Origin of the sequence: Alkalihalobacillus deserti, assembly GCF_020734105.1 — a bacterium.
GTDB lineage: Bacteria > Bacillota > Bacilli > Bacillales > Bacillaceae_D > Halalkalibacter > Halalkalibacter deserti.
Map to the genome: position 1 here is coordinate 15,374 of NZ_JAJAFR010000013.1, position 23,036 is coordinate 38,409.

25 protein-coding genes, 2 pseudogenes and 1 riboswitch are annotated in these 23,036 nt (G+C 36.1%); of the genes and pseudogenes, 6 read left to right on the plus strand and 21 right to left on the minus strand.

What is annotated here, in order from left to right; genetic code table 11:
- Nucleotides 1-8: 8 nt before the first annotated feature.
- The 21 genes and pseudogenes from LDX58_RS18440 to LDX58_RS18520 form a co-directional block, all read right to left on the minus strand.
- Nucleotides 9-1,310 carry a hypothetical protein gene (locus LDX58_RS18440; RefSeq protein WP_227938283.1) on the minus strand — a complete coding sequence of 434 codons (1,302 nt, stop codon included), beginning with the start codon at nucleotides 1,308-1,310 and terminating at the stop codon, nucleotides 9-11.
- Nucleotides 1,307-2,857: a hypothetical protein gene (locus LDX58_RS18445; protein ID WP_227938284.1), complete on the minus strand. Its 1,551-nt coding sequence runs from the start codon at nucleotides 2,855-2,857 to the stop codon at nucleotides 1,307-1,309. Before LDX58_RS18445 ends, LDX58_RS18440 begins: the two co-directional genes overlap by 4 nt.
- Nucleotides 2,858-3,315: 458 nt before the next feature.
- Complete coding sequence (locus LDX58_RS18450; protein ID WP_227938285.1) at nucleotides 3,316-4,821, minus strand: hypothetical protein; 1,506 nt, start codon at nucleotides 4,819-4,821, stop codon at nucleotides 3,316-3,318.
- A 1-nt stretch (nucleotide 4,822) separates the two neighbouring features.
- The gene (locus LDX58_RS18455) at nucleotides 4,823-5,668 is read right to left on the minus strand and encodes a hypothetical protein (protein ID WP_227938286.1); all 846 of its coding nucleotides are present in this window, start codon (nucleotides 5,666-5,668) and stop codon (nucleotides 4,823-4,825) included.
- A 121-nt stretch (nucleotides 5,669-5,789) separates the two neighbouring features.
- Nucleotides 5,790-5,876, minus strand: a riboswitch (cyclic di-GMP riboswitch).
- 333 nt (nucleotides 5,877-6,209) lie between these two features.
- The gene (locus tag LDX58_RS18460; RefSeq protein WP_227938287.1) at nucleotides 6,210-7,331 is read right to left on the minus strand and encodes a hypothetical protein; all 1,122 of its coding nucleotides are present in this window, start codon (nucleotides 7,329-7,331) and stop codon (nucleotides 6,210-6,212) included.
- A gap of 81 nt (nucleotides 7,332-7,412) precedes the next feature.
- Entirely contained in the window at nucleotides 7,413-7,751 is a 339-nt protein-coding gene (locus LDX58_RS26485; RefSeq protein WP_443627134.1) for a WYL domain-containing protein, read from the minus strand.
- Between the two features lie 54 nt (nucleotides 7,752-7,805).
- Nucleotides 7,806-7,859 (minus strand): annotated as a pseudogene (locus LDX58_RS27000) (hypothetical protein); the annotation flags it as partial.
- Nucleotides 7,838-8,371, minus strand: a complete 534-nt coding sequence (locus LDX58_RS26490) for a helix-turn-helix transcriptional regulator (RefSeq protein ID WP_308017570.1) — start codon at nucleotides 8,369-8,371, stop codon at nucleotides 7,838-7,840. The pseudogene LDX58_RS27000 and the gene LDX58_RS26490, both read right to left, overlap by 22 nt.
- A 387-nt stretch (nucleotides 8,372-8,758) precedes the next feature.
- Nucleotides 8,759-9,415: a hypothetical protein gene (locus LDX58_RS18470; protein ID WP_227938288.1), complete on the minus strand. Its 657-nt coding sequence runs from the start codon at nucleotides 9,413-9,415 to the stop codon at nucleotides 8,759-8,761.
- Nucleotides 9,416-9,426: 11 nt separating this feature from the next.
- Nucleotides 9,427-9,861: a PD-(D/E)XK nuclease family protein gene (locus tag LDX58_RS26090; protein WP_308017577.1), complete on the minus strand. Its 435-nt coding sequence runs from the start codon at nucleotides 9,859-9,861 to the stop codon at nucleotides 9,427-9,429.
- The gene (locus LDX58_RS26095; protein ID WP_265416754.1) at nucleotides 9,843-10,133 is read right to left on the minus strand and encodes a PD-(D/E)XK nuclease family protein; all 291 of its coding nucleotides are present in this window, start codon (nucleotides 10,131-10,133) and stop codon (nucleotides 9,843-9,845) included. The genes LDX58_RS26090 and LDX58_RS26095 overlap by 19 nt, the downstream gene beginning before the upstream one ends.
- Before the next feature lie 119 nt (nucleotides 10,134-10,252).
- On the minus strand, nucleotides 10,253-10,864 hold the full coding sequence (locus LDX58_RS18480; protein WP_227938289.1) for a GIY-YIG nuclease family protein: 612 nt from the start codon (nucleotides 10,862-10,864) through the stop codon (nucleotides 10,253-10,255).
- A gap of 463 nt (nucleotides 10,865-11,327) precedes the next feature.
- On the minus strand, nucleotides 11,328-11,450 hold the full coding sequence (locus LDX58_RS26830) for a DNA/RNA helicase domain-containing protein (protein ID WP_372459244.1): 123 nt from the start codon (nucleotides 11,448-11,450) through the stop codon (nucleotides 11,328-11,330).
- A 2-nt stretch (nucleotides 11,451-11,452) separates the two neighbouring features.
- Nucleotides 11,453-11,638, minus strand: a pseudogene (locus tag LDX58_RS26100) (DNA/RNA helicase domain-containing protein); the annotation flags it as partial.
- Nucleotides 11,639-12,468: 830 nt separating this feature from the next.
- Nucleotides 12,469-13,221 (minus strand): ABC transporter permease, encoded by a 753-nt coding sequence (locus tag LDX58_RS18490; protein WP_227938290.1) that lies wholly within the window; start codon nucleotides 13,219-13,221, stop codon nucleotides 12,469-12,471.
- A 45-nt stretch (nucleotides 13,222-13,266) separates the two neighbouring features.
- Entirely contained in the window at nucleotides 13,267-14,103 is an 837-nt protein-coding gene (locus tag LDX58_RS18495; RefSeq protein WP_227938291.1) for an ABC transporter ATP-binding protein, read from the minus strand.
- Between the two features lie 28 nt (nucleotides 14,104-14,131).
- The gene (locus LDX58_RS18500; protein WP_227938292.1) at nucleotides 14,132-15,145 is read right to left on the minus strand and encodes an ABC transporter substrate-binding protein; all 1,014 of its coding nucleotides are present in this window, start codon (nucleotides 15,143-15,145) and stop codon (nucleotides 14,132-14,134) included.
- A gap of 65 nt (nucleotides 15,146-15,210) precedes the next feature.
- Nucleotides 15,211-16,632, minus strand: coding sequence for a dihydroorotase (locus tag LDX58_RS18505; RefSeq protein WP_227938293.1), 1,422 nt, complete (start codon nucleotides 16,630-16,632; stop codon nucleotides 15,211-15,213).
- A complete protein-coding gene (locus LDX58_RS18510) occupies nucleotides 16,632-17,330 on the minus strand; it encodes a cysteine hydrolase family protein (RefSeq protein WP_227938294.1) in 699 nt (232 codons plus the stop codon). The genes LDX58_RS18505 and LDX58_RS18510 overlap by 1 nt, the downstream gene beginning before the upstream one ends.
- A gap of 27 nt (nucleotides 17,331-17,357) precedes the next feature.
- Nucleotides 17,358-18,833, minus strand: coding sequence for an MFS transporter (locus LDX58_RS18515; protein ID WP_227938295.1), 1,476 nt, complete (start codon nucleotides 18,831-18,833; stop codon nucleotides 17,358-17,360).
- Between the two features lie 29 nt (nucleotides 18,834-18,862).
- A complete protein-coding gene (locus LDX58_RS18520) occupies nucleotides 18,863-19,663 on the minus strand; it encodes an IclR family transcriptional regulator (protein WP_227938296.1) in 801 nt (266 codons plus the stop codon).
- A gap of 918 nt (nucleotides 19,664-20,581) precedes the next feature.
- Here LDX58_RS18520 and LDX58_RS18525 point away from each other — a divergent pair.
- From LDX58_RS18525 to LDX58_RS18550, 6 genes are read left to right on the plus strand one after another with little or no spacing between them, the layout of a single operon-like run.
- The gene (locus LDX58_RS18525) at nucleotides 20,582-21,088 is read left to right on the plus strand and encodes a Na+/H+ antiporter subunit E (protein WP_227938297.1); all 507 of its coding nucleotides are present in this window, start codon (nucleotides 20,582-20,584) and stop codon (nucleotides 21,086-21,088) included.
- 50 nt (nucleotides 21,089-21,138) lie between these two features.
- Nucleotides 21,139-21,402, plus strand: a complete 264-nt coding sequence (locus tag LDX58_RS18530; protein ID WP_227938298.1) for an MrpF/PhaF family protein — start codon at nucleotides 21,139-21,141, stop codon at nucleotides 21,400-21,402.
- Entirely contained in the window at nucleotides 21,395-21,730 is a 336-nt protein-coding gene (mnhG, locus tag LDX58_RS18535) for a monovalent cation/H(+) antiporter subunit G (protein ID WP_227938299.1), read from the plus strand. The genes LDX58_RS18530 and mnhG overlap by 8 nt, the downstream gene beginning before the upstream one ends.
- A gap of 14 nt (nucleotides 21,731-21,744) precedes the next feature.
- The gene (locus LDX58_RS18540; RefSeq protein ID WP_227938300.1) at nucleotides 21,745-21,978 is read left to right on the plus strand and encodes a Na(+)/H(+) antiporter subunit B; all 234 of its coding nucleotides are present in this window, start codon (nucleotides 21,745-21,747) and stop codon (nucleotides 21,976-21,978) included.
- Between the two features lie 5 nt (nucleotides 21,979-21,983).
- Nucleotides 21,984-22,688 (plus strand): hydrogen gas-evolving membrane-bound hydrogenase subunit E, encoded by a 705-nt coding sequence (gene mbhE / locus LDX58_RS18545; protein ID WP_227938301.1) that lies wholly within the window; start codon nucleotides 21,984-21,986, stop codon nucleotides 22,686-22,688.
- 2 nt (nucleotides 22,689-22,690) lie between these two features.
- Nucleotides 22,691-23,026, plus strand: a complete 336-nt coding sequence (locus LDX58_RS18550) for a sodium:proton antiporter (RefSeq protein ID WP_227938302.1) — start codon at nucleotides 22,691-22,693, stop codon at nucleotides 23,024-23,026.
- Nucleotides 23,027-23,036 lie beyond the last annotated feature (10 nt).

The window sequence follows — 23,036 nt, forward strand, 5'->3', positions numbered from 1 at the left end:
TTACCCTTTTATCCCAACCCCATCTTTTTCAACTTCTTAAGAAGAGTTTCCAAAGACTCATTCACTTTTTTCAAGGCTCTCTGATATTTAGAAGGGTGAATCCCCGTATTAGAAATTTGTGCAAGTGTTTCACAGTAAGCATCTTGATGTGACATGTTTTCTAGATTCGCTTTTAAAGTATTAAATTCTTTTCGCTTATTTTTCAGATATTCTTGTTCATCTTGATATTTTGCTTCAAAGCTATCAACTAGGTCTCCTGGTGCATTTCTTAGGAGAAGTTGTAGTCTAGTTGTCAACCATTGCTGATTCCTTCTCTCAAGCTTTGAGGGAATTTCTGTTATTGCTTGGTCAATGAGCTGAGTCAGATCTTTCCGGAATCGAGTTACTTCTTCTTTTGCAGCCATTTTTTTGATCATCCCTGCGACCTTACCACCTTGAGCTACACCAACAAAAGCGCCAGCTCCACTCATGACAATTACGCCTGCTGGTCCAAATAATAAACCACCCGCAATTGCACCAGAGTATTGTCCTACATAGCCTCCGACTGATCGTGTTACCGTATCTGTTACGATATTTGAAATTGTATGCTTAATATCACTCTCTTTTTTAACAAGACCTTTTACATTCACAACTGTACTTACAAGTGCCGTAATAAGTGGAATCTCGAAGTCCTGTAGTTCTTGTCCTAGAACAATATGTTCTTTTGTCATTTGAACAATTTCCTGATGATGGATATTTTCTGCAATGTAAACACTTGAATTCCCTTCAAAATGATGAGCTAAATCAGCGTTTATATACACAGGAATATCCGGGTACTTTGATAAATGCTCATAGATCCCGCTCGGATCACTTAGATTTTTGACTTGAAATTGTTCCCCATCTACGAGAATATCCCATCCTGGTTCGTTGGATGCGGTTGGAAAGCTAACCTCGTGCCCCTTCGCCGTTAACTCCATCGCTAGCATTTTCTCTGCCACATATCCTTGCATTTGCGAGATATTTTCAACTGAATTCGGGTCAATTCCTTTCGAAAACTCTGAAAAAGCAAAGATTGAGTCAATCTGATCACTCCGTGCAAAATCGATTGCCTCCACGACATGTGGATCAATTCGAATGTAATCGTATAGAAAATCTCCTACACTAATCCCTCCGACTGCTAGTGTCGTGTTACGCTCTTTATCGGATCCAAATAATAAAGCTGAGATTCGTTCCTTTTTTGTTGACGTGCCTTCAACTGGTTGTTCCAATGCTTCTTTATACTTTCTTTCCTCCCATAATTGGTAGAAGCGATTGTTTTTTATATGCCTCATTGAATCCCATCCCTAGAAGTTAATTTTCCGATCCCAAAATACCTCTTCTCTATTTGATTCATTTTGTTTTGATTCACTTGCTGTTTCTCTTTTACTTGTTTTCTTTGTATTTCTAGTTTATTAATAGCTTCGGTAGATTCTCTTACTTTGCTCTCCAACTCTTTTATCTTCTCTTTATTCTTGTTAATCTTGACCTGCTTTTCCTCGAAAATAGGAAGCTTAATCGCTATGATTCTCTCTGCCACCGTTTTACTTTGATTGTTACGTTTTTTTAACCTGTCTTGTTTACTGATATGTTGGCTAGTATTCACCCAACTTTCTTTAATTTTAGCGAGGAAACCAGTAGCACCGACTTCCTTTCTTGATAATTGGTTTATTTCGACTTTTAGTTTTTTTAATTCCCTTAGAGCACGAGTTAATTCAGTGTCCTTACTCGTAGTTTGAAACTCATTGTATTTGAGATATTCAGCTATCTCAGTAACTGAGCGATTCACTTGTTGTTGCAACAAAGGTATTTCTGTCATAAGTTCTCTCCGACCCTCTCTTTGCACGGTGAGCTTCGTCTGTAAATTGGTCTGTTCTGTTATAAACTGATGGTTGAGATTTTTATAACTAATATAAGTTTGATAAGTTTCTGTCCAAGCTCGTTGAATTGTGGAATATGACGGTATAGTTTGGTCGTCTTTCGACAAATGTCCTAACAGTAATTGCATAAGAGAAAGGGGAACCATCATTTTATCTAGTTTATTTTTTTGAGATTTTAGATAAAAACCAGATGCTACGATCATACCAGCCACAAATAATGGTGCGGCAAGGACAGCAATAACAGAAGACATCGTTGTGTAAGCAGCAAAGGGTAACGTAATACCAAATAGGCCAGCGCTGCTTGCTAGCAAAGAAGACGCCCCCATATAAAGAGAAAAACCCATTGTATTAACAATAGAAGAAAAAAGAATACTCGCTCCACCTGTGGCAAGAACTTTATTAATAACTTTTTTAGAGAAATCTTCAATACCTAGCTCTTCTCGAATTTTATCTTGTTGATCCTTCGGTAATTGCACCATGAAAGATTGAACATTTTCTATGAATCTTTCTTTTTGTTGTTCTGATGCTTTTTCAAGTTTCTTATCAACCACTTCAAACATTCTAGCCAGCTGGTATTGAATTAATTCATCAAAAGAAGTGCCTTCAAATTTCTTATCAATTTTTTTGTATTCCACTAATGTTTGCTTCAACACTTGCTCTCCAAACTCAGTTAGCCCTTTAGTTGTGTTCCAATAATTCATGTTGACCTTAAGTTTCTCAGCTAGTACAAGTAAAATATCCATTCTTAATTGATCATCTGACATGTTAACCTTGTCTACTTCCCCTTTTAGGTAAAGGTCGTAGCGGTCTGTTTCTTCTTTTTTCAGCAATTTTTCCGATGTCTGTAGTAAATTGGAAGACATCATCTTCAACATTGACGTCTTCGTTAAAGCTACATAACAATATCGCAAGCTTTGTGAATCAGCTGTCATTATTGCATCTATTAATGTTTTTCCTTTCATACTAGGTCTATCTCCTTTATTGATTGAAGGTTAGTTAACAGAGAGTTAAATTGTTGGAAACATAATTGATAAATCGAGAATTTATAGCTCCATTTAACTGCTTAATTAGGAAATCCCGATACTTTAACTTAGATAATGAAAAGCAGATAAGCTTGTATAGCCTTCTTGTTTTCATGTAGTAGAGACCATATTAAAAAGTGAATATTTTCTAGTAGCTATATATATCGAAAGACTAATATTATGATAAATATTCAACCTTTTTTATTGATTAACTTCCTTCTTAAGTCAGGAGATTGAATATTTTGTAGAGAGTGATCTAGTGATTGAAGTATCAAATGTAGGTCATTTAATGTCTTATCGATATTCTTCTTATCATTATTTTGTAATCTAGTGCCCATTATTCAATCTCTTTTTTCTTTTATTTTACTTTTTTGTAGCCAGCGCTGTTTCCCTTATCTTTAGTTCAGAAAGAAATCATCTACATCTTCTAGCGATTGTAAAATTTCCTCGTCTGCAACCCCATATTCAATGGCAAGCTTCTTACTATAATCAAACCTAAACATTGCGTTACATTCAAAATTAAAGGCCATTTCTGTAATGGTTCCTAGTCTTTCGTACTCTTCTAGAATGGCTTTTACAATCTTCTGGTGTTCATATGAAATTTTATTTAAGGCTTCGTCATATATTTCTTTTAGTTTAGCTGTGACTTCTTTTTCGTTTTCCGATAAATGCTCTTTCGTCAGATTAATTAATGCACTTGTTGCAAAGCTACCAATTAACGTGCCTACGATTGGAATAGGTATTAATGTTTGGCCAACAGCAGCACCTAAAGCAACCATTCCTGACTCCAAGCAGACAATTTGTCCTTGTGCAACGAATTCGTTTAAATCTATTTTTCCAGCTTTATAGTCCAGGGCTAATTGAGAAACTCCGAAACTGGCAGAAACAAAAGCACTTGCCATCGGGGCTCCCATACTCGTGAAATTTGTTAAACCATAAATGGAAAAACCAGTTACCCCACCTTTCGCACTTCCTTTTGCAAAGTTGATCCCTAAATCTTTCCAATCTTGTTCACTATAATGAGAGATGCTTTTGCCTGCTTTATGATTCTTATAGATAAACATGGCGATGTTTAAGCTACCACCAATAGCAGCCCCGATTAATCCTGCCTTCAACCCTTCTGACATGCTAGGCTTACCATCTTGTTGTGCCTGTTCTCTTTCTTTATCTGCCTTTTTACTAATCTCTTCTTTATTGTCGTTATCCATCTTATTAATATCATCTTCATGATTATTAACCGTATCATGAGCTTTCCCTTGCTGTACTTCTCCATAATCTGAAATAGAAGGTTTGACAACTTCTGAGAACGATTTACCAGATTGCTTTTCAATCTCTTGTACCTTCTCAAGTATCTTATTAATCGTTCTATCATTTAGGTCTGCCGGTGGGTTTCCATCTAAGATTTGCTGAATAACCCGATGTGTATCTTTCGGAATTTGATAATACGAACCATCTCTTCCAAATTCAGCGTACTTGTCCATATGTTTTAAAACATGTTCTAAGTTATTATTAATTCCATTAATAAATTTTGATTGAACGTTCACACCATCTATTATGTAATCTTCAGGAGCCGTTCTGCCTACCTGATCAAATGTAGCAGAAGCAGCTTTCCCGTTTATAAGATTTTTTGCATTACGGATATGAACTTCTATTTGTTCAGCAATCTCACCATGTTTAGTTAGATCACTGCCTAGAATATTTTCTGGTTTCCCTAAGAAGTCTCTAACCTTCTCTAATTGAGCTAAAGCTTCCAATAGACTTTGGTCTTGATGACTAAGTTTTACACTTTCATCATTCAGAATCCTTGTTAGTTCCTTCTCTAACTGTTGAACTCTCGTTTGATTCAATAAATCAACAGTGGAACCGATCACTTGATCTTTTGCGTATTGAAAAGGAGAAGTCACCTTATTGTCCTACCTTTTTATTGATAAGTTTAGATAAGGACAACGTATTGTTAACCAAGCTTCCTATTTCTTGTTTTTGTTCTACAGTGAAATCACTATAATCCCTTGGCGCCGTCTCGGTAAGTAAAGCCAATTGTTGTTCAATATTAGCTAAATGTAAGGTATTTAGATTAATTAATTCACGAATCTCAATGTTTGCAGCATCTAAAATCGCTATTTGTTTCTGAACTTCTATCGATTCATTTTGCGCTTGAACTGCAAGATCTTTATTCTTCTTATTTGCAAATAATGCTCCTCCTACTAAAGCACTTCCCCCTATCGCCCAACCAACTGGGCCTGCCAAAGCTAAGAGCGCTTTTCCAGCAACCATTCCACCTCCACCTGCAGCGAGGGCTCCTCCCCCAAGCCAGGCAAGGGCTGCTTTTGTTGCCGCAGCGCCTGATAGAGCAGAAATTGCCGTACCTGTTGAGGCTGTTCCAAAAGTCGTTGCTACTGCTAAAGCAGCCGTTGGCCCAAATGCAGCAACACCTGCACCCATCGCTACTCCAGCGCCTGCAATACCACCACTAAGTTGGTTGGCTTTTTTCTCGTCATACTCAATATCTAATATGGCTTGGAATTTTTCCATATAGATCTTAACTTCAGCGAACGTGACATCAAAATCTTTTGGTTTATTAGCCAAAGTATTAACATAGTTCTCAATCTCTTGAATGGAATTGGAAGAATCATTTCGTATGTCTAGTAATTCAATTGAATTTGTTTGAACAGTCTCTCCCAGTTCTGAATACTGGTTATTTAATTTTTTTAACGTTTCAAGAGAATTTTTCTTTAATTTTGAATTTAACATTTGATAGTTGAGTAAGTAATTATAACTACTTACTCATCCCCCTTTTCTAGTAAGCTGTGTACTTATTAACCATAAAAAAGACCATCCTTAACGTTTAAGGATAGCCAAATAAAAACTACAAATTGGCAACCCGACTATCGTTGTCCTTCAGGACTTTAGACTCGTAGCTTTGCGTCTTTACCTTTCGATAAATTTGCTATTTTCAATCGTCATATTAAATTAGGTCTTTGGTTCATAATACTTTTATACCATACGAATTATAGATAGCTTGTCGTTTTTTGTCGGATTGGTTTAATTTTCAAAAAATCCTGTCACTTTATAAAAGTAACAGGACAGGTCTTCTATCTCTTATTATGAAATTCACTGGCACCATCCGAAGAATGCTAGTTTTTGTCGAATACCCGGTTGTAAGAACATTGATTTGTATATAAAGTGCGTGATCCTACTGGAGTAACCGATTACCTTCATATTCTAGGTCACCCAAGACACATTTGACTTAAGCTAACCATTACTACCGTCTTCACATTTCTGGACTTGGACCCTAAAAATATGCATACCTCCACACTAAAAAAAACAGCCAAGCCCCACACCTCAACTCAAACCACACCTCTGCATCCGATCGACGTTGAAACGCTGCTAACGGATTTTCACCATCCTTATCAATAAGGAAGTACGTATATCCTTCACGTTCGGCCCCTTCATACATTTCATTCCATAAGTCAGGTTCTAAACCAGAGACAGAAATAAAGTCATCGTACGTATTCCCACCTGAACTTACGGCGTCAAATAGGGCATGATTTAAATCAAATGGTTCATTTTCCACTTCATGTACTCTCACATGGAACTTTGCTAACACATATTCCTGATTATCCCCTGGTTCATCATTGAATTCGTTTCCTTTACGAACCATATCCCAAGCTTCATCGCCACTAATGAGTTCTAGCATTTCAATTTCTAATTTAACATCACCTTGAAAAAGGTCGTTATAGGAAAGAGTTACCCGTTCTCCAATTGTCAGTGGATCGTTTCGTGTACCAACTTCATTTTCGTTACCTTCTGATGAATCGCCCTCAGCTTCTTGACTTTCTTCTGCTTCATATTTGACTAACAGGTCTTCTGGTGGTGTGTCTGCTGATAAAAGGTTCCGCAACTCATAATACGTATCACGCATTTCTTCGTCTTCAACAGTAGGGCTAAAGATCCAGCCTAGTTTGTCTTCATAAATAAAGAACAGCATCTCTTCAAACTTTCCGTCTTCATCTTGTAATCTAGTAAGAGTAAGAATCCCCGTTTCTCCTTCTTCTTCATGCTCCATTGATTCAATAATGGCAAACTGATTTAAATCAATCGTTGTGAACTCAGATTCTTCGCTAAAACCGTTCATGAGATGAAACAACGGTTGAACATCAGGGTGAATGAAATCATCAATCGCTTGTTCACGCGCTTGTGCATCCGCCGTATAGAAATGTTGTACGAAGCTTTTAATCATTTGCTCTTCTTCGGTTAGAGTGTTCTTCTCCTCTAACCAATTCACTTCTTTCTCTGTTTCTGCATTTGTTTGTGTTTCTCCATCCACCTTCTCAATCGATGTTTCTTCACCACAACCCGTTACAAATACTGCTGCAACTACAGCTGACATGAAGAATTTCCCTGCTTTTTTCATTTCGTTTCCCCCTATTGAATGTGATTTACATTCTTAGGATAACAAAGTGAAATGACAACTCATTGTCAGCGAACAAATGTTTTACTGATATTTTTTTAACCAGTCAGCAAGCATCTGTTTCATTTTTTCTCGGTATTCAATGGGTTCCATGATCTCTGCATCCATTCCGTATTGCATGATCCATTGCAGAAATTCTCGGTCATGGTTCAATGTCACCTCAAACAACAAGCTCCCATCTTTCTTTTCCGTTAACTTCGGTGTCACAAAGAGCTCCTCTTCTTTTATGTAACGGGCCACATTGGAGCTAAATAACACCTTAAAGTGAATCTTATCCGTTCCTTGGATGATTGACCATGTGTGTTGGAAGTATTCCTTCAAATTAAAGTCCTGTTTAGTGAATGTTTCCTCCGTTTGTTTCACCTCAAGAAATCGGCTTAATCGAAACGTACGAAACCCTTTCTTCTCATGACAATACGCAATTAAGTAAAAGCGATGGTCTCTCGGAATTAAATAATAAGGATCAAGCAAACGTTTTGTTGTGACGTCACGACTTTGTGTGTGATAGAAACCTCAATCGTTTGTGGATGTAATATCGCATGAATCACTGGTGAGAGGAAGTTGGAATGCTCTTCTTGAAAGGAAGGTGTCCCCATTTGAATAATGGAAACCATTTTCTGAAGAACATCTTCTAGATCCTTCTTCTCCTTTTGATGAGTCGCCATCACCTTTTCATAGGCGGTATAGAAGTCCGGTGGAACAAGATGGTTGACTGGATCTAAAATCTTCGGCATCATCCCAAACGCCACCGCCTCCTCCTCTGTCCAATCAAGAGGATATAGAGAAAAGTTACCGACAAAACGATTCCCCTTTCCGTACCCATCACTCATAATCGGTATTCGTGCCGCACTTAAAATCTCTAAATCTCGATAAATCGTTCGTTCCGTTGTTTCACACCTGTCTGCAAGTTCCTTTGATTTAATCCCAGGACTTGATTGAATGAGATTGATAATCCGGACTAGTCTTATTAGTTTTTCTGACATGGAGAGGACTTCCTTTCTATTACTCTATTATGCACCAGAACCTATTTTTACCATTTTACCAATTAACTTGATGAATAACTAATATTATTGTGTTATTTCAAATTTAGTTCACCAGTTTGAAAGTCCTAGTCTTCCTTACAGAAAAATAGCTGCATCTTGTACATGCGACAAATGCTAAATACACACCTGTTGGTAAAGTGCATCCACTTGGTAGAAGCTCCTTATCGAAAGGCAACCAAAGCGTATATGTGTTCAAAAAAAATGACCTCAATTTTCTGAGATCATTTTTCGGAATTTATCAACAATAGTATCTAATTGTGGAATATCCTATCTATTCTATTGAATACTAAAGAAACGCGTCCCTTCTCCTTCGTTCCTTTTTAACCCTCAAACTTGAATTTCCAAATCAACCTTTAGTAACGGTGTTTCTACTTCAACGCCTAGATTGTTTAATAGTTTTACGAGCGTTTTCATTGCACTAAGTGGATTGATTTTCGTTTCAATGTAGTATGTCTCGCCGGTTAAGACCGATTCGTATGTATGGATTGAGGCGAATTTCTTTCGATTCTTATGGACTGGTTGAAACGCTATTGCATAGCGATTTCCTCTATTTCCTCCTCCAAGAATAAACCCTTCTTCCACTAACTCACGAAGTGGGAGACCATTTTCTTCAATCCACAGTAATGTCTTTTTCCAAAGGGTTGGAACGTTATCACCCTTAATCACCGTTTCTTCGTCCTTATGATTAATAAGTAAATAAAGCTCGTCCCACCTTTTATGAATGGTTCGTTGGAATGCTGGTGAGAAATTCCATATTTCTTCTATATCGTTTTCTTCGTTTAGGATCCATTTTATTGTTCTGAAGACGTCGCTATATTTCTTATTAACAACAGAGTTAACATACTGTCTCTCTTCACTTTCCTCTTCATTCGAGATTCTCGTTATTGCATTAAACACATCTTCAAAGCGATCATAAATGGAGCGAACCAACGTACGTTCTTCTTCTATTGTAGCTAATTTTTCCCGGTTCCCTTTGTATGGCATCCGTAACGCATCTAAATACTAATGATCGGTTTAGCGTGAGTATTCAGGTCGGGGTTTTCCAGGCAAGGCATTAAAACAATATCTACTAATTGCTGATAGTCAATTCCAATCCATTTTGAACTCCCAAAGGTAGATTCATTTGAGTCTTTCATTTGGCTTTTGGGCACTAACCCTACCAGAAGGAAGGTTTCATCTTGGAATGTCTCCTCAAACTTCCTCAAGTATTTATTGCATTGATTCACATCAACTCTTGCATATACCTTTTGCTCGATAGCAAGGATTAGCTTTTTCTCCCCACTAGGTTGATGTTCATCCACGATATTCACTTTAAAAAATACATCCAGTCTTCCTTTTTGATCATTCTGTTCTCTCTCATCACTTGATTCTAATTCGTTTATATCCAGTTTATTAATATCTTTTTCGGCTACTACCTCCGGATTTCGAATTGATCTACATTTAGCATCGCAATATCTGTAATGTTATCAATATTTTCATCAGCGGAATCGGCCACAGCCATTAAGAACCTCTGAAAAGGATAGTACCCAAGCATATGTCTTTCTGTAGGATCCAAAAGCCACGACATGAACCTTGAATGCCACGTTTCTAAATGAGTTGCTCCAACAACATGGAAAACATTTGGACGATCAATCAAAAATTTTAGTGCAACAAATTCTTTATCCATCGTTAATTCATAGAGCATTCGTTTTAAAGATTTCATCTTTCATTTCCCCCAATTGTGTATATAATAAGTTAGAGTACTACCGATCACGGTGCAGCGATACCTGACTACAGAGGTTATATAGTTATCCGTCTAATGAAACTGTTAAAAGCTAACATTTATACCTTCAACTGCTTATTCCAACACGGACTATATTCACCTATCATCTGTACCTCCAGCTCTTTTATTTCATCTATATTCTCCAACGACAGTGTGTAAAATCCTATCTTCTGTGTGTGCTTAGCCTCTGTGATAAGTGCATTTAAGTGACAGTTTGTTGATTGGCCATCTTTATAGCAATTTTTCGGAGCAATTCTACCATAGCCACTGTTTACTCTTTTCTTGTAGGCATCTAGGCAACGTCCAATGTAAACCAGCTCACCTTCAACGGTATAGGCATAGATTCCGCTATCATGGATAATTTCTGGATCTTGAATGAAAAATTGACTATACGTTAAGTCTCCATACGGATTTAGAAACGATTGATAGAATAAGTCCCGTTTTTGCTTTAACATGTTAAGAAACTCTCCTAGTGGAACATCTAAGTAACTAGAATATAGCTGTTCGCACTGATCCTTCAATGATTGATAGCGGCGATGTGCAATCGTCTCTCTTACTGTTTTGTTGTTCTTTTTCGCAAATAGGTTCGTTTCCTCTTCTGTTTTAAACAAAAGAGGAACATATTTAAATGATAGCTTCTTGTCATCTACTTCTAGTACGAGTTCCTTCATTGAAAATAACTCCCTCCTTCTGTTGTATCTTTATTGTATTATATTAGTTTGACACAAGTCTGTCAGCGAACGAATGTTCAAGAAAATTTTTTTACTGTTCTTTTGGTTATTTGTTGTATAGCTTTAACTAGCTTTCAATCGACTCTTTCATCGTATCCCGGTACTTATTTGGTTCAAGGTTCTCCGCCTCTTACCATACTGCACCACAGTGCCTGTAACATTACAGTAAAGTTTTTCTCTGCTAGCACAAAATTTTCCATATCTTCACCTAATACCTTCTCGCTATTCTAAAAGTCGATTTCGTAATGCTTCATCACTAGCATATAGATATAGTCCTTTTATGCACGCTTCATTAACACATTGACTGAATTTAAAATGATTCGTTCTTTTGCTGCTTTAACAATCTTAATACCCTCTGTGCCTGTAAAAACTCCTAAATCTTTATATTGATCTAATTCAACAACTAATTGATCACTTTGCTCATCAAAAGTATTGACGGACCTAGAATGACACCTACATAATTTAAATCAAATCCCTGTATCGTATAAATTGAACCAGCTTCGTATACAGTTAATGCTTGGCCCAAGTTTATTTACTATTAGTTATGTTCCATGGAATTTGATAATCCCCGTTATCTTCCTTGATATAGTAAATACCTCCATCTTTTTTATGTAGATAATCGAACGTCGATATGACACGACTCAAACCATGGCGTTCATTCTTCTTTTTAATAGCTTCATGCATTTCTTTAAGCGACCCAAAGACTTTAAATTCGTAATCCTCGTCAACAGGTAGTGGAGCGTAGGGAGATTACGTCTAAGTCGTCAAACATTAGGCAACGGACTTTGACTCCGTCATGCGTAGGTTCGAATCCTGCTGCCCACCCAACAATCTCACAGTCTATTTGATTTAGCGACCAGTGCCTGGCACAGGTCGCTAAATCGTAAGGTGAACCAAATGTTAAGACCTATTCGTGAAAAACAAATAGACTTTAGAGATGATTTCAATTGATCAACTTGTTCAGATGATCATTTTTTACGAAACTGATGCCCACCTCACACCTGGTAATGTTCATGATTCTCTCCCTATCTATCACATTTAGATCGTCAGAGGGAGCGTTTGGGAAGACAAGGAGATTTATAAAAAAAAGAAAAGTAACAATAGAACAAAGCTTTCCTCCTCAAACCAACTCAAGGGCTTCGCTACTGCCGGTTACGCAGCTGAAGGACGCTAACAAACAAGTGCTGATGACAGCTCTAGCACAGAACAAAATTGCCAGCCACCTCACCAAAAGGTGAGGTGGCTGGCAATTTTCAATTTATGAATAATTTCTTGGATTTTAGAAAGAAAAATAAAGCATTAGAGAACCCCTAGTTTTCAAAACTAAATTTTAAGAAAAGGGGTTTTTCTAATTTCATTTCTCTTTTTACACAAAATAAGGTGTTGCTTAAGTGATATATCTACAATATCTTGTATCTAAAATACAACTAAAATGTATCGAGATTTTCTCAACAATCTGAGGAGAGTTTTCACTCTCATTTCGTATACAATTTCTACAAACTTCGGGTAATGACAGTAGATTGCGCCCCTTCCTAACTGGCTAACTACACCTCATTACTCCTCCATCTTAATAAATATTTCTCCAATAACAAAAATAGATAGTTGATAGCATACCCTAGGACACCTAAAGTAAAGATTCCTGCGAACATTTCTGCTACACGGAAGATACGTTGCATATCAAGAATATAGTATCCAATGCCATTATTTCCGGAAATCATCTCTGCTACAACAGCTACCATAATCGCAATACCTATAGAGATTCTTAAACCAGTAAGAACAGTAGGTAAGGAAGCTGGTAAAATGATCTTATAAAGAGACTGAACTTTCGGAATGCCAAACGTTCTTCCAGTATCAATTAAAACTTGATCAACCCCACGTACTCCACTGTAAGTATTTAACAGTATTGGGAAGAAGCAAGAGAGAAAGATAACAAATACTTTCATTTCATCTCCTATTCCCAAAAATAGAATAGCAATGGGAATGTATGCAGAAGCTGGAATAGGACGTATAAATTCAGTAATCGGTTCTAGCAATCGATATACAGGAGGAAACATTCCCATAATAATCCCTAGTGGAATCGCTACCGCCGCTGCTAATATAAATCCTGTAAACACCCGTGCTAAACTTGGTAGAAGTTGGCTGAATAACTCACCAGTCGAAATCAAATTTCCCCACGCTATTAAAATTTGACTCACTTGAGGGACACTAACTGAATCCACCCAGCCGTTGAATGAAGATAGCTCCCACAGGATTAACAGTACAATAATTAACAAAAAACCTGACCAACTCTTTTTCAAATTTTCCTCCCCCTTTTCTTCTAACCATTATTTTTAACGAGTTTACTATCCTTGTTTTTCCTGCTCAAAAATACTTGAGAATAACTTACTCTGAATGGTTGTAAATTTGCTATTTTTACGTGTGTCAATTTGATCACGAGGATATGGCAACGTAATTTCTATATCTTCTTTAACCCCCTCTCCTCCTCTTCCAAGGGAGATAATTTGACTAGATAGAAAGACCGCTTCGTCTACATCATGCGTAACAAATAGAATGGTAATAGGAATAGACTCCCAAATTTTTAATAATAGCTCTTGTAAAATTGCGCGAGTCATAGCATCCACAGCACTAAATGGTTCGTCCATCAGTAATACTTCCGGCTCACAGATTAAAGCTCTCGCTATAACAACCCGCTGTTGCATCCCCCCGGAAAGCTGGGAAGGATAATGATGCTCATATCCTTCCAAGCCAACTAACCGAATAAATTCCATACACTTCTCTTTTGCTTCTTGCTTGCTCTTAACCTTTTTATGGCTTCTTAACCCAAATTCTATGTTTTCAAGTACCGTAGACCACGGAAAAATAGACTTTGAATATTGTTGAAATACATAGATCATTCCTTTAGGCGGTCCTGATATTGTATTGCCATTAAACATCACTTTTCCATCTGTTGGCTGTTCCAATCCGGAAATCATTTTCAACAATGTTGATTTACCACACCCAGAAGGGCCAACAATTGATAAGAAACTTCCTTGTTTAATTTTGTATGAAAACTCATTAAAGACAGTGATACTATTTTTATTGACGTTAAATTGCTTATTAATATTCTCTAATTCTATAATCATCTTTTCATCTGCTTCTTCAACTTTCGGATATACGACAAGAGAATTTTGTAAAGACATTCCTTATCCACCCTTTCTCCCTAGAGAGTTAATTGCTTTTTACGGCATCAGCTAAATAGTCTTCCACATCAACATGTTCCTCTAACTCGCCTGCCTCAACAAACATATCAACGATCTCTTGCCATACGTCTACATTAATATTATTACTCCAACCGATCATCGGCATCTCACTTACTAATCCAGCATCAATCCCAGTAAATTTAACAATATGCTCTCTAGCACGTTCCTCATCTTCTAGCATATATTCCATTGATGCTGAAATGGCTGCATTAAATCTAGAGATGGCTTCTTCATTGTCATTAACGTAATCTGCTCTCGCAAACCATGCACCAAGAGGTTGTTCAGGAATACTTTCAACATAGTTCCAAGAAATCACTCTTCCTTCACCAGTACTAATTATTTGCGTGGTATAAGGATCTACAGTGGATACAGCATCAACTTGGTTATTATTTAACGCGTCATTCATGCTTGAAAAAGGAACTTCAACAAGCTCTACATCATCAGCAGACACCCCTGCCTCTTCTATAAGATTATTTAATGCAATAACCAACTGATTTCGTAAATTATAAACTGCTAATTTTTTCCCAGATAGGTCACTCAAACTTTGAATGTCAGAATCTTCGCGTACAATGATGGCCCCTGAATCAGGTCCTTCTGACTTTGCCGTTTCATTTTGAGCTACTGCTACTAAATCAAAACCTTGCTCATTTGCTACCATGGCAGCACCAGGAAATGAATTAACCACATCCACTTCTCCTGAACGTTGTGCACTGATTGCCTCTGATCCCGACTTAAATTCAATCAATTCAACATCAAGTCCATGTTCTTCAAAGATCCCTGTTTGCTCAGCTGCCCATACATTGGTTAAAGCACCAATTTTGTTAACACCAATTTTAAATGGAATTAACTCTTCTGTTTCTGTATTACTGTCATTACCTTCTGTATTTGTTTTTTCTGAACTTGAATCTTCCGCTCCACACGCACTTAACATAACGATTACAGACAGAAATAAAATAATTTTTAATTTTTTGAATTTTTTCATTATAAATCTCTCCTTTTTAATGAATTCCTATCCATTGTTATTTTTCTTTTTCTATTTTCGTAATTTTAAGATAAAACAGTCGTTTCCTCTACGACTTTCTGTTGCTTAGCAGAGGTCGCTTCTCTTCTTAGATACTTTCCTTTTCCTTTTGGTTCAATTGCTTTCCCATCAGCAGCGATAACTTCTCCTCTTCTGATTGTCATCACAGGCCACCCCCTTACTTCACGGCCTTCATAAATAGAGTAGTCAGAGTTAATTGGAATCGTATCCGGTTCAATTGTCACCATTTTATCTAAATCTACAATGACTAAATCTGCATCTGAGCCTATATCAATCGTTCCCTTATTAGGGTAAAGCCCATATGTTTTGGCTGTATTTGCGGATGTAATTTCTGCAATTCTTTCTAAAGGAAGACCTCTATTGAAATGCCCCTCGCTTAATACTAAAGGAAACATAAACTCTGCCCCGCCAAAACCTAATTGGATTTTATCAATATGATTACCTTTTTTAAATTTTTCGTCCCAAGAAACAGAAACATGATCTGTTCCAATAAATGTAACAATTCCCTCTTTAATCCCTTCCCATAACTGATCATTATCATGCTTATAACGAATAGGTGGCTTTACGATTGCTCCTAAACCTTTTACGTTATCTACAGTTTCTGTCAAGTAATGCGGACACGTTTCAACATGAACTAAGTTCGGATCAAACCAAGGCATTCCTTTTAGCGTGTTTACACTTGTGCCGGCACTGCAATGGACTATGCTAATCTTACTGTTAAACTGCTTCGCCAAATAAGAGACTCTAACAACATTCTCCGTTTCAACAATATCGGGATTATATTTATCCCAAAAAACTAGTTCGTTTCGATCTTCAATATGTTGGTACTTCTTATAATAATGTTTCCCCATCTCTACATTTTCGCAATGAATAGCTAAAATTAGGTCAGGAGAAATATCGTTCATTTCTTGAAAAATATCTAGCATTAATTCATCATCTATCGTCCGATCTGTTCCATATCTCTCTTTTTCCATCCCTTTGTATCCCAAGAATAATTTAAAGGAGGTCGTTCCTAGTTTTTCAACGTAATCTCTCAATTCTTTTACATGCTTATCTAGTACAACCCCTAAGTGAAAACAAAAGTCAATCACACTTTCCTTTTCTGCTATAGCTAACTCTTCTGGTTGTTGCTCTAAATAAGACCTTCCACTTCTGATAAAATTAATAACTGTTGTAACACCACCTATTGCAGAAGATCTTGAAGTAACATGGTAGTCTTGAGCTAACTCTCTATATAATCCATAATGGCTATGTCCATCTATTGCTCCAGGAAAGATATGTTTCCCTGTAGCATCAATTACATTTGCTCCTTCGAATTCTAGATCTTTTCCTAGGGCAACGATTTTTTCATCTTTGATTCCAATATCAACTTCCTTCACTCCGGCATAAGGTATAACAACATTTCCACCTCTTATGATCGTATCCATTATTGATCCCCTCCATTATTTATATAATCAAACACTTGATCTACAGATAATAAATCAGCATACTTCATCCACATATCTAACAAACTGACTCTATGAGAAATTTCCATTCTATCAAAAACACATTCATGTAATATACCAACTTTGTAATTAAGTGATGCTGCATCAACAACGGCACTTCTTACACAACCAGATGTAACCCCTCCGCAGAAGATGAGAGTGTCCACCTGTAATTTAATTAAGTAGTTCACAAGCGGGGTCCCAACAAAAGCACTCGCATAAGATTTATCAATGACAATATCATTAGGATGGTTTTCTATCGCTGATACTAGCTCTGTATACGAATGTCCAGCCTCATAAATAGAGCGATCCTGCAACTCTTTTTTCCCAGCGAAGTTATCAAATTGAGTATATTTTACAATCTGACGTGTGAAAATAACAGGTAATTCCTTTTCTCGAAAAAATTCGATGACAGGTAATGTTTTGTCAAGTGCCATCCAAGCCTTTTCACCAACACCAGTAGGAAATTCCTCGATTTGGTCCAGGATAGGCTTATTATCTCCTACATAATTGGGTTGGGCATCAATAACTAGCAATGCTGGCCGTGATCCTAATCCTCTCGGTTTACCGAATCCTCCTTTACCAATAACATGTTCATCATCTTCCAACAGTACATCTTTCCATATCTCTTCAATGTTCATTTTCATCCTCCATTTATGGTTTATCTTTTATAATGCTTTTTGTTTTACGTTTGATTTCCCCTCAACTTCTGTTTCAATATCTTCCTTTTGTCTACCCTTACGTAGATAAGAAGAAATGATTGCCAATATTGTAATACTCAACATGACTGCAAAGGCTAGTTGAAAGCCTTTTGAAATAAGAGTTAGTTCGCTACTGGTGACTTGAGCATTCGCCCCTGCATAAATTTTACTCTGTAAGTGATTGGGCAAATTAAATGTAACAAGCATGAGTGATAATGCTGTACTTATTACCATCCCCATATTTTGAAGCATCGAACGTAAACCATTAGCCATACCTCTCTTTTTTGGGTCGACCGTTAGCATAATTGATTGTGTATTTGGTGTCATAAACATTCCTGAACCAAATCCAATTAACAATTGACCAATCAACAAAAAATAAATCGAAGAATTGGCATCTGAGTTAAAAACAAGAAGAACCATTCCTACAGCCGAACAAAGCAAACCTGATGTAGAAAGTGCGAATACACTGAATCTTCTACCTAAAAAACCAATCATTGCTGATGCTAGAATAACCCCTCCCGTAATTGGAAGGACAAATAATCCAGCTTTAAACGTATTTTCTTGATAAATCACTTGAAAATATAAGGCAATTAACAATACGATAGATGATCTAGCTAATGAATTTAAAAAAGTTGCTAAATTAGCCATTGAAAATTCCCAATTCTGAAACATAGAAAAATCTACAATTGGAGACTCTGCTTTCCTTTCCACCCATAGAAAACAGAGAAAGGATAGAAGGAATACTACTAACCCAGTAATAACAACTATATGTTTCCAACCAGTCGTTCCAGCTTGTGAAAAAGCAATAATTAATCCACTTAAGCCAAATAAGATAAATAAACTTCCTAGCACATCAAATTTTTCAGCTTTAACTTTACCTTTGATAGGTTGAATAACAAATAGAGCCCAAATAATACCTATAATCCCAATCGGAACATTAAACCAAAATAACCATCTCCAATCAAGTACATAAGTTAGGTATCCTCCGATTACAGGACCTAGAAGCTGAGCAACAGAAGAAACAAGGACATTCACTCCTAAGGCAGTTCCTAAATTTTGTTTAGAAAACGCATCGGTGATCATAGGAGTTGTATTTGTAATAATAAGGGCCCCACTAGCAGCCTGTAATATTCGAAGGATAATAAGAAACCAAATATTAGGAGCAAAGCCGCATAATAAACTTACAACTGTAAAACTAACTAGTCCTACCAAGTACAAATTTCGTCTACCATATAAATCAGATATTTTTCCAAATACTAAAATTAGTACAGTATTAAATAGCATGTAGGATAGCAATATCCAGTTCGTTTCTGTTGGCCCTGATTGAAAATGTGTAGCTAACTCCGGTAGAGCAACATTTAATGTGCTCATATTAAGCATAACTAGCAATACACCTAAACTTGTTACTAATAGTAGCTGCCAAGATTTCTTATTTTCATTCATAACTACTTTCTACTCCAATCTCTACCCCCTTAATGTGTTTCCCATGAATTTTCTTTTAATGAAGTAAAACTTGATAAATTATAAGTACCACCCAGCTTTAAGGAGAGTAACTGCACTGCAGCAGTTAGTTCCTCTACTAAACAACCAACCTTTGAGTTTAGCCGTTCAATCGGACCTGATAATGAAAGACCTGCAATAACTCGACCCATAGAGTCAAAGACGGGAGCTGATATAGAAGTCTTATCTATGACACGATCGCCAACCGTGACAATAAATCCTGTATCACGAATCTTCTGTAAGTCCTTTCTTAATATCTCCTCTTGTTCTGCACTCAATTGTTCATTAAAAATAATTTGTTTAATTTCATTTTCTGGTAAAAACGCTAAAAGGACTTTTCCTGCCGCCCCAAAACATAAAGAACTTCTTGCTCCTACCTTAATAGAACTTCGAATTTGATGGGTACTTTCAATCTTTTCAATACATACCCGTTGACCCATATCTAAAATATTTAGATGTACAGTCTCTGCTGTTTTTTTATTAAGCTCCATCATAATTGGGTACGAAAGTTTACGTAAGTCCAATTTATCCGCATAAATGTTCCCCAAATCATATAACTTGTAACCGAGTTGATATCGCTGCGAGTCAGGGTCTTGTTCTATAAAATTTTTAGCCTTTAAAGTATTTAATAATCTAAATACCGTGCTCTTAGGTAACGAAAGTTTTGATGCTATTTCTTTAATAGTTAATGTTTGTTGTTCCATTGAAAAGCACCCTAAGATATTTAAAGATCTCTCAACAGACTTAACTAAATCTTTCTCTTCGGAACTCATATCCTTCACCTCCCTTACTATCGTTCCATATAGTGGAACCAGTTCCATTAATAGTTTTGTTATTTAGAAGAATATCACCCACCAAAATATATTTCAGTAGTTCTGTAAGATTTAATTACAGCATTTCTTTCATGTAAAACAAAAGACACTTGTTCATTACACCATCATTTGAGGGAAGCAAAGTTACGTCTCTCTTGCTTCCTGAACTGTTTTTGCTACCGGGTAATAGCGACTCTCAACCCCTCACTCTATGGCCGTTTGTAGTAGTTAGACTAAAGGTAGATAGAGAGAAAGAGTTCGTACTTTAACTGAAGAAAAGATGCCTGACCCCAGTGCTTTAAAGCACTGGGGTCAGGCATCTTTTCATATTTTTACCATTTTACCAATTAACTTGATGAATAACTACTGTTAATGTGTTACTTCAAATTAAGTTCACCAGTTTGAAAGTTCAATTCTTCCTTACAGAAAAAATAGCTGCATTATGTACATGCGAAAAATGCTAAATACTCACCTGTTGGTAAAGTGCATCCACTTGGTAGAAGCTCCTTATCGAAAGGCACCTAAAGCGTATATGTGTTCCAAAAAAAGCAACCTCCATTTTCTGAGATCACTTTCTGGCGTTTTTTCAAAAAATAGTGTCTGATTGTTGAATCTCCTATCTATTCTATTGAATAGTATCGTTGCTGCGCAGCACTCACTTTTTTGTTTTCTTTCTTTTTTATTATTTAAGCACCTACTCATTTTGGATTAGAGCTATATAAACCTCTTTTTTCTAAAAACCAATATCATAATATACTTTGCCTACAGTGGGACGAAAATACCGCATTGGATTTCTTCTTTGGACTTAAATATTTTAATAATAATAACTCATCCTATGGTAATAATAAGAACTACTAAATTAAAAGTGAGGTACATAATTTGAAGAAAAAATTATTAACATTTCTTCTAACCTTGGCATTATGGTTTGTTTTTGCAGGCCGCGTTAATATCCAGGTATTTTTGTTGGGTACTATAATTTGTTCTTTTATATCGCTTATGTTTGCAGATCATGTATTCAGATTAGTACAAAAGAAATATGGGACGAAAGAATTTTTTTTAAAAATATATTACATATTTTTGGTTATCAGTGCTTTTATATATGATGTATTTTTATCTGCAGTCAGAGTATCCAGACATGCATTTGAAATTAAACCTTCTTTTTCTCCCCGAGTAGTTAGTATAAAAACATCTCTTGAAAATATAAACAGTCCTGCAATTTTAGCCAATTTTATTACATTAACTCAGGGGACCCTGGCGATGGATTTCGATCTTTTAAATAAAAACTATTTGATTCACTGGATAGATGTTCACAGTGACGATGAAGCAGAAGTAAAGAAAGCACTTATCAGTAAACATGAGAATTTGATAGCTAAAATATTTGATTAATTCAGTTTTTATCTGGTTTTGTTTTTTATTCAATCTGGAGTGTGATATTCGTGCTTTATTTAATACTGGCAATTGTCTTATCTGCTATTTTAACTTTTTATAGGCTAATTAAAGGTCCCAGTGTACCTGACAGAATAGTTGCTATGAATTCGATAGGTGTAATGTTTTTATTAGTTTTAGTTTTATTAAGTTATTATTTTGAAAGAAACATTTTTATTGATGTAGCTTTAGTTTATGGGGTTTTCTTATTTATAAATGTTTTAATTATGGCTAAATATTTTAGAAAACCAGCGAAAGGAGAAGTTAGTGATTGATTTAATTACTATTTTAAGACAAATATTTGCTTATGTATGTTTACTAACAGGCATCTATTTTTTGTTAAGTACTGCTGTGGGAATGATTCGTTTTCCTGATTTGTATACTAGGTTACATGCTGGCTCTAAATGCCTGATGGCCGGAGGTATTTCAGTTTTAATGGGATGTATCGTTCTCGAAGGAATTGGGGTTGTTTCTATAAAACTTTTTGTAATACTGATTTTCTTATTAATCACGAATCCGATAGCCATTCATGTCATAGCCAGTTTTACTAATAATTATCATATTATACCCAAAACACTTGCAAAAAAAGATATTGAAGAGTGATTGGAGGTAAAGTCGTGATAGATATACTATTTAATCTGTTAATGATATTTTTACTAATTACCGCATTTTTTATGGTATTTACTAAAGATATATCAAACTCAGTTATTACTCTACCCATATTCGGTGCAATTCTAGTAGTTATTTTTGTAATACTCCAGGCTCCAGGTGTTGCTCTGGCTGAAGCGGTAATGACTGCTGGCTTAACGACTGTTTTTTTTGTCATTACGATAAATAAAACGGAGTATTGAACGAAATGATTAAAGAGCTCTATAAAATAGGTCTTGTTGTATCGTTGGCTATTTTCTTATTATTTATATTTTATGAAATACATAATCTTGATAACGATCGTAAAAGATATGTATCTGAACACTATATATCTGAAGGGGTACAAGAAACCGGGGCGATAAATTTAGTTGCCTCAGTCTTACTTGATTACCGAGGTTTAGATACTTTAGGTGAAGCAACTGTGATTTTAACAGCTGCTGCTTTTTTAGCCTTTCTGGTTCCCATAACAAAAGCAACAATGCAGGACACTAAATTTACAATGATTGTTAGTCAAACCATAAAATTGATTATCCCTTATTTAGCAGTTTTAGGAGCGTATTTAATATTGTTTGGTCATCTAAGTCCTGGCGGAGGTTTTGTTGGAGGAGTTGTCCTAGCTATCATTCCCATTCTGTTGACAATAACCTATGGTGTTGAATTCTCTGAATATAAATTAAAACCAGCCCGAAAAAAATTAGTAGAAGATATAGGAGCTATAGGTTTTATCTTACTGGGATTACTAGGGGTATTGACTGGAAGCAATTTTCTGGCCAACGGACAAGCCAATTTGGGTCCGGGAAATACCGGGGAATTAATCAGTGCTGGGTTAATCCCTTACTTAAATTTAATGATTGGTTTAAAAGTAGGAGCTGGTCTGGCGATTATTTTTAATAGTTTGATCAAGGAGAAATAATAGTGGAAATACCTTTTGTTTTAGTAATCATTTTGTTCTGTCTAGGAATGTATACGATCATTACCCAAATAAATTTAATAAAAATTGTTATTGGAGTTGCTATTGTAGAATCTTCTTTGATTTTATTATTAATACTCGTAAGTTATAAACCGGGTGGAACTGCTCCTATTTTAGATAGGGAATATGAAATAGTAGTTGATCCTATCCCTCAGGCACTGGCCTTAACGTCAATTGTTATTGGGGGAAGTGTTACAGCTGTAATGCTAGCGTTGGTGATTAAGATCTATAAAAGATATGGAACTTTAAACGTTGATGAGATTAGAAAATTGAGAGGATAATTTTTATTTT